We start from the raw sequence: 6809 nt of genomic DNA on the forward strand, positions 1-6809 counted from the left end.
ATATAGTTTTTCAAGCGCACCAAATCGACTAAATATTCACTTTTGATTTGTGCGATTTTTCTATCACATAAGAATAAGTATTATTTTATTACATTAGCCTCGGCGTGAGGCATTGATGTGGAGTACTCAAATGACGAGTAAATGGTTTACACAACAAAGTTCAGATGTTTTAAACGAACTGAACGCAGATCAAACGACAGGTTTATCAACTTCTGAAGCGGATGCACGCTTAGAGAAGCACGGCACTAACGAACTGACTGCACAAGAGTCAGCTTCTGCGTGGGAACTGTATATTCATCAATATAAAAACCCACTGATTTTTATTCTAGCTGTTGGTGCAATCGTTTCTTGGTCTACTGGCCACGCGATTGATGCTATTGCTATTGCAGTGATTATCCTTATCAATACTGGTATCGCGTTCTGGCAAGAATTTAAAGCTCAGAAAGGGATGGAAGCGCTAAAAGAAATGGCAGCTCCAGAAGCCGAAGTGATGCGCGATGGTAAATGGATCAGTGTTCCAGCTAAAACCCTCGTTCCTGGTGACATCATCAAAATTAATACTGGCGATATTCTGCCTGCTGATGTTCGTATTCTTGAGTCAAACCGTCTGACGGTAGATGAGGCTGCACTGACCGGTGAATCTGAGCCAGTGAATAAGCAGTCTGAACGCCTTGAAGATGAGACCCTTGGTCTTGGCGATCAGAAGAACATGGGCTTCATGACAACAATCGTGACTACAGGTACAGGCCTTGCTGTGGTAACAAGCACAGGTATGCAAACTGAAGTTGGTCACATCGCTGATATGATGAACCAAACGGAAGAGACGAAAACACCAATGCAAGAGCGTATGGACACCATCGCACTCGCATTATTGGTTGTTGCTCTTGTGGTTGTTGCTATTGTTTGTGCTATCGGTGTTTACCACGGTATGCCATGGTTAGAAATCCTAACAACAGGTATCTCTTTATCGGTTGCCGCTATTCCTGAAGGTTTACCAACGGTGGTTACTATCGTATTAACGATGGGCTCGACTAAGATGGTTAAGAATAATGCTTTGGCTAAACAGCTAGCAGCAATCGAAACGCTTGGTTCTACAACCGTTATCTGTTCAGATAAAACCGGTACGCTAACACAAAACCAAATGCAGGTGATGAAAGCGTACGATGTGTCTGGTCGTTACTGGGATGTGTCAGGTAAAGGTTTTGATCCTAAGGGTGAATTCATTACCAAAGGTCACAATGTCGAAGCGACAAACAGCCCTGCAATGATGAAAGGTCTTGTTGTTGCAACGCTTTGTAACGATGCTGAATATGTAAATGCTGATGGTAAATGGACGGTTCGTGGCAACCCGACAGAAGGTGCACTAATTGTTGCAGCTGCAAAAGCAGGTCTTAAACAAGATGAAATGCTATCAACGGGTGGCTACTCAATCGTTAAGAAGTTCCCGTTCGATTCTGGTCGTAAGATGGCTTCTGTTATCGTTCGTGACCCACAAGGTAAGCACTTCCTAGCATTGAAAGGTGCGCCAGATGTTGTTCTTGGTAAATCAACCAGCTTCATGGTTGACGGCGGTTTCGTACCAACGGTTGGCTGTGAAGTTTCAGGCAACTTGGCTCTCGATACCGCACCGTCTCAAGAGCTTCATTTAAACTTTGAAGCGGCAATCCAAACCTTTGGTGGTGATGCTCTGCGTACACTTGCCGTTGGTTTCCGTGAATTAAAAGAAGAAGAGCTTGAGTTAGATTTCCCTGAGCTTGAAAAAGACGTCAGCATCCTGGGTATCTATGGCATCATGGATCCACCACGCCCAGAAGTACGCGATGCAGTAAATAGCTGTTATAGCGCTGGTGTTCGTACGGTAATGATTACCGGTGACCACGCAGTCACGGCAGCAGCGATTGCTCGTGAAATCGGAATCATCCGTAGCGAAGACGATCTAGTGGTAACGGGTGCTGAGCTTGACCAAATGGATGACGAGAAGCTGTTGTCTATCTGTTCTCAGGTTGCAGTATTTGCCCGTGTTACTCCAGAGCACAAGCTGCGTATCGTAAAAGCGCAGCAAGAGAACAATGAAGTTGCCTCTATGACCGGTGACGGCGTGAACGATGCGCCAGCACTGCGTCGTGCAGACATTGGTGTTGCGATGGGTATTACAGGTACGTCTGTTGCGAAAGACTCAGGTGACCTTATCCTGTTGGATGACAACTTCAGTACTATCGTGAAGGCGGTACGCCAGGGTCGTCAAATTTTCGATAACCTACGTAAGTTTATCCGCCAAGCACTTACAGCGAACGTGGGTGAGGTTTCGGTAATCCTATTTGCATTCCTACTCATGGGACCAGATGTAGTACTTCCGCTAACTCCACTAATGATTTTATGGGTTAACCTCGTTTCTGATGGTCTACCAGCACTCGCACTCGGTGTTGAGCCAGAAGAGAAAGATCTCATGGAGCGTAAGCCAGGCAAACGTGACCAAGGCTTCTTCTCTAATGGTCTAGGCGCTCGTATCCTAACTCGTGGTCTCGCATTAGGTGGTCTAAGCTTTGTGACATTCTCTTACGCACTCGACGGTGGTTACAGTGCTCAATACGCACAAACCGTTGCGTTTTTAACACTGATCTTTGCTCAACTTTGGAGCTTGTTCGATGCACGTACGTTTACAACGATTTATCGTAAGAATCCGTTCACTAACCACTACCTACTTGGTGCGGTGGCAGTATCGGCTATCTTGTCTTTAAGCGTTGTGTACACAAGCTTCGGTCAGTTGGTATTCAGCACAGAAGCGCTAGAGTTTAATCACTTAATATCGTTAATCTTCATTGCAGCAGTACCAACATTTGTTCTATCTGCTATCAAAGAAGTGACTAAAGTGGAGTTTATCTAAGACAGACTTCTTAGCTAAATAATTGAATCCCGCCATAAAAGGCGGGATTTTTTATGCCTGTTGTCTTGGGAACGCAGAATTAGAAGTGAAAACTTATGTAGAGGCGGATTCTAGAGAGTGGCAATAAAAAAGCAGCGCTTTAAGCGCTGCCGTATTGATTAATCGTTGTGAACGGAAAGACTAATCTTCGCTCTTTTCTTTGAATTCACAGAGGTCTTCAATGATACAGCTGCCACAGCGTGGTTTACGTGCGACACAGGTGTAACGTCCATGAAGAATGAGCCAATGGTGGACATCCAGTTTGAATTCTTTTGGGATAACTTTAAGTAGTTTTGCTTCGACATCGTCGACGGTTTTACCCATCGCTAGCTTAGTGCGGTTTGATACACGATAGATGTGAGTATCAACGGCAATGGTTGGCCAACCGAATGCGGTATTTAACACTACGTTTGCTGTTTTACGACCGACACCTGGAAGGGCTTCTAATGCAGCGCGATCTTCCGGTACTTCACCATTATGTAGGTCAAGCAGCATACGACACGTTTTGATGGTGTTTTCTGCTTTTGAGTTAAATAGGCCGATGGTCTTGATATACTCTTTTAAGCCATCAACACCTAGGTCGAAAATTGCTTGCGGAGTGTTGGCTAAAGGGTACAGCTTATCCGTCGCCTTGTTCACGCTGACATCGGTTGCTTGTGCAGACAATAGAACGGCAATCAGCAGCTCGAATGGGCTGTTCCAGTTAAGCTCAGTCTCTGGCTTTGGATTGTTTTCTCTTAAACGCTCAAGTATTTCTACTCGTTTTACATTGTTCATAGCGACATTACTTTCAAATAGTTAGGGCATGAAGCTTGGATTGCTTCTGCTTTATCATCGGTTACGCGCTCTTATGAGCGTCATTATTATATGTACTGTTTAGATCTGATTTCCCCCGCTGAGTGGTTGAGCTAACTCAGCGAGGTTTAAGCTAATTTAACTTATTAGGCATTGGTAACGCGAGCGCGTTCAATGACTGGTTTTTCTTGTTTTGGTTGTCTAGATTTTGCTTGGTTATCGATGATATTTTTCAAAGCAATTAAGAAACCAACACCAATGAAGGCACCCGGTGGAAGCAGGGCTAACAAGAAGCTGTTATCAAATTGGAATATCTGGATTCGTAACACCGAAGCCCAGTCACCAAGCAGCAGGTCTGCGCCATCAAATAGGGTCCCGTTACCAATAATCTCACGCATCGCACCTAACACGACCAATACTGATGTCATGCCTAGACCCATCCAGAAACCATCTTGAGCCGCTGGTAGCACTTCATTTTTTGAAGCGAAGGCTTCCGCACGACCAATGATGATGCAGTTGGTTACGATCAGCGGGATGAAGATACCCAAAGAGAGGTAAAGCCCATAGGCGTAAGCGTTCATCAGCAATTGAACACAGGTTACTAGCGAGGCAATGATCATTACGAATACTGGGATACGTACTTCTTTTGGCACATGATTACGAACCAAAGAAACAGAAACGTTTGAGCCGACCAGTACAAGCAAGGTAGCAATGCCTAGCCCAAGTGCGTTAGTGACTGTTGACGATACAGCCAGCAGCGGACATAACCCAAGAAGTTGCACTAGGGCAGGGTTATTGGCCCACATGCCATTTTTGATCAATGTTTTATGGTCACTCATTATTCACCACCACAATTTAGAGGTTGAGCAAGCAATGCTTGGTTGTTTTGGTTAACGTACTGGACCGCTTGTTTGACTGACCTCACGACTGCTCTTGGCGTGATAGTAGCGCCAGTAAACTGGTCAAAATCACCACCGTCTTTACGAACCTTCCAACGGTCTAGATTAGAATCCGTCACTTGCTTACCTGCAAACGAAAGAATCCAATCACTCACACGCAGATCAATCTTATCACCCAAGCCCGGAGTCTCTTGGTGAGAAAGCACGCGAGTACCTAAAATAGTACCGTCAGTTTTCATTCCAACAATGACTTTAATCGCGCCATTGTAGCCGTCTGGTGCAATCGCTTCGATCGCAATCGCGCTTGGCTCACCATTAAGCTTAGCAATGTAAGCCGGCATCGCTTGCTCAGTACCAAGCTCTTCTGCTTGAACCAAAGTACAAGACGAAAACAGCTCGTTGTCGTGCTGATCGTGTGGGATCACTTGGTTAAGAACAGACAGTAACTGAGCCTGTTCTTGTTGTTTGATCTGATCTTTGGTCAGGTAGTGAGTTACCGCGACCAAACCCGTCGAAGCACACGCAAAAATCGCGAGTACAAGGCCGTTTTTCTTAATTGCATTTAGCATGGTATCCGCTCCCTTAGTGACCGTATGTGCGAGGTTTGGTGTAGTAGTCAATCAGTGGAACACACATGTTGGCTAACAATACAGCAAACGCCACGCCATCAGGGAAACCACCCCAACTGCGGATGATAAAGACTAAACCGCCGATCAGAGCGCCAAACACTAAGCGACCTTTGACTGTCGTGGATGCTGAAACTGGGTCGGTTGCAATAAAGAATGCACCAAGCATAGTCGCGCCAGACAGAAGGTGAATGGTTGGAGAAGCGGTTTCACCAGGAGTGAGCACTAAGAACACTAAGCTAAACAGAGTAAGACTGCCGATGAAAGCCACAGGGATATACCATTGAATAACACGTTGCTTAATCAGCACTAAACCGCCGATTAGGTAAGCAAGGTTTACCCACTCCCAGCCTACGCCAGCTAACCAACTAAATTGAGGTTGAGATAGTGCTTCTGAGGCAGTATTGCCTGCCGTTAATGCCGTTTTGAATGCATCAAGCGGCGTCGCCATTGTGGTGCCATCAATCCCTAAACGAGCTTGTTGTAGAGATAAGCCTTCATTATTGAAGCCAGTAAAGATCATCAAGAATGAGTCCACAAAACTGGTTGCTTCAGCGGTTAAGCTAGCTGGAGCATTCCAACTGGTCATCTGAACTGGGAACGAGATCAGCAAAACAACGTAAGCGACCATCGCTGGGTTAAATGGGTTTTGCCCAAGTCCGCCGTATAGGTGTTTCGCGATGACAATTGCGAAGAACATACCTATCACTAGAATCCACCACGGAGAGTGTGGAGGAATCGCGACACTGAGTAGCCAAGCGGTGACAACAGCACTGTAGTCACGTAGCGCCATCACTGGCGGGCGCTTTCTTAGCAGCATGATTGCTGCTTCAAAGGTAATCGCAAGTGCGATAGCAAATACTAACTGGATGAGCGAACCCCATCCGAAGAAGTAGGTTTGAGCTAGTAGACCTGGCAATGCACAAATAGCGACCCATTTCATCAGATCTGGGGTGCTTCTACGACTGTGTGCGTGCGGTGAGCTGGCGATAAAGAAGGCCACTACTCTTTCTCCTCATTATTCTTTTTATCTAGCTCTTGCTGTGCTTTTCTTGCTTTAGCACGAGCAATAGCGGCAGCAACAGCTGCTTTTTTAGGATCGACTGGTTCTTGTTGAGTTTCAGCTTCAACTTCAATCACTGGCTCAGGAGTTTCTGCTGTTTCGTCTTGCTTAGCCTGCTGTGCTTTCTTGGCTTTAGCACGAGCAATCGCGGCGGCAACTGCAGCTTTCTTAGGATCGACTGACTCTTGTTGAGTTTCAGCTTCCACTTCAACCACTGGCTCAGGAGTTTCTGCCGTTTCATCTTGCTTAGCTTGTTGAGCTTTCTTCGCTTTAGCACGAGCAATCGCAGCAGCGACGGCATCTTTCTTAGCGTCGCCAGAGCTTTCAGCTGGAGCTTCACTTTCGGTTTGAGCAGCTGATTCTGCTTGTTGGGCTTTTTTCGCTTTAGCACGAGCGATAGCTGCAGCAACGGCGTCTTTTTTAGCGTCGCCAGTACTTTCAACTGGAGCCTCGGAAGCTGAACCTGCTTGTTGTGCTTTCTTGGCTTTAGCACGAGCAATAGC

Annotated in this window: 5 protein-coding genes and 1 pseudogene; 1 reads left to right on the plus strand and 5 read right to left on the minus strand. The window is 46.0% G+C overall.

Annotation, left to right across the window (positions count from 1 at the left end; genetic code table 11):
- Positions 1 to 130 precede the first annotated feature (130 nt).
- The gene (locus AB4167_RS14265; RefSeq protein WP_102321073.1) at positions 131 to 2884 is read left to right on the plus strand and encodes a cation-transporting P-type ATPase; all 2754 of its coding nucleotides are present in this window, start codon (positions 131 to 133) and stop codon (positions 2882 to 2884) included.
- A gap of 180 nt (positions 2885 to 3064) precedes the next feature.
- Here the strand turns inward: AB4167_RS14265 and nth are convergent, their stop codons facing one another.
- The 5 genes and pseudogenes from nth to AB4167_RS14290 all read right to left on the minus strand — a co-directional run.
- On the minus strand, positions 3065 to 3700 hold the full coding sequence (nth, locus tag AB4167_RS14270) for an endonuclease III (RefSeq protein WP_017061172.1): 636 nt from the start codon (positions 3698 to 3700) through the stop codon (positions 3065 to 3067).
- Between the two features lie 164 nt (positions 3701 to 3864).
- On the minus strand, positions 3865 to 4557 hold the full coding sequence (locus tag AB4167_RS14275) for an electron transport complex subunit E (protein ID WP_012603531.1): 693 nt from the start codon (positions 4555 to 4557) through the stop codon (positions 3865 to 3867).
- Entirely contained in the window at positions 4557 to 5186 is a 630-nt protein-coding gene (gene rsxG / locus AB4167_RS14280) for an electron transport complex subunit RsxG (RefSeq protein WP_372136683.1), read from the minus strand. Before rsxG ends, AB4167_RS14275 begins: the two co-directional genes overlap by 1 nt.
- 13 nt (positions 5187 to 5199) lie before the next feature.
- On the minus strand, positions 5200 to 6246 hold the full coding sequence (rsxD, locus tag AB4167_RS14285; protein ID WP_372136684.1) for an electron transport complex subunit RsxD: 1047 nt from the start codon (positions 6244 to 6246) through the stop codon (positions 5200 to 5202).
- Positions 6246 to 6809: pseudogene (locus tag AB4167_RS14290) on the minus strand (electron transport complex subunit RsxC); the annotation flags it as partial. The pseudogene AB4167_RS14290 and the gene rsxD, both read right to left, overlap by 1 nt.

Origin of the sequence: Vibrio sp. 10N.286.49.E11 (assembly GCF_041469505.1) — a bacterium.
In the GTDB taxonomy this organism is placed as follows: Bacteria; Pseudomonadota; Gammaproteobacteria; order Enterobacterales; family Vibrionaceae; genus Vibrio; species Vibrio crassostreae_C.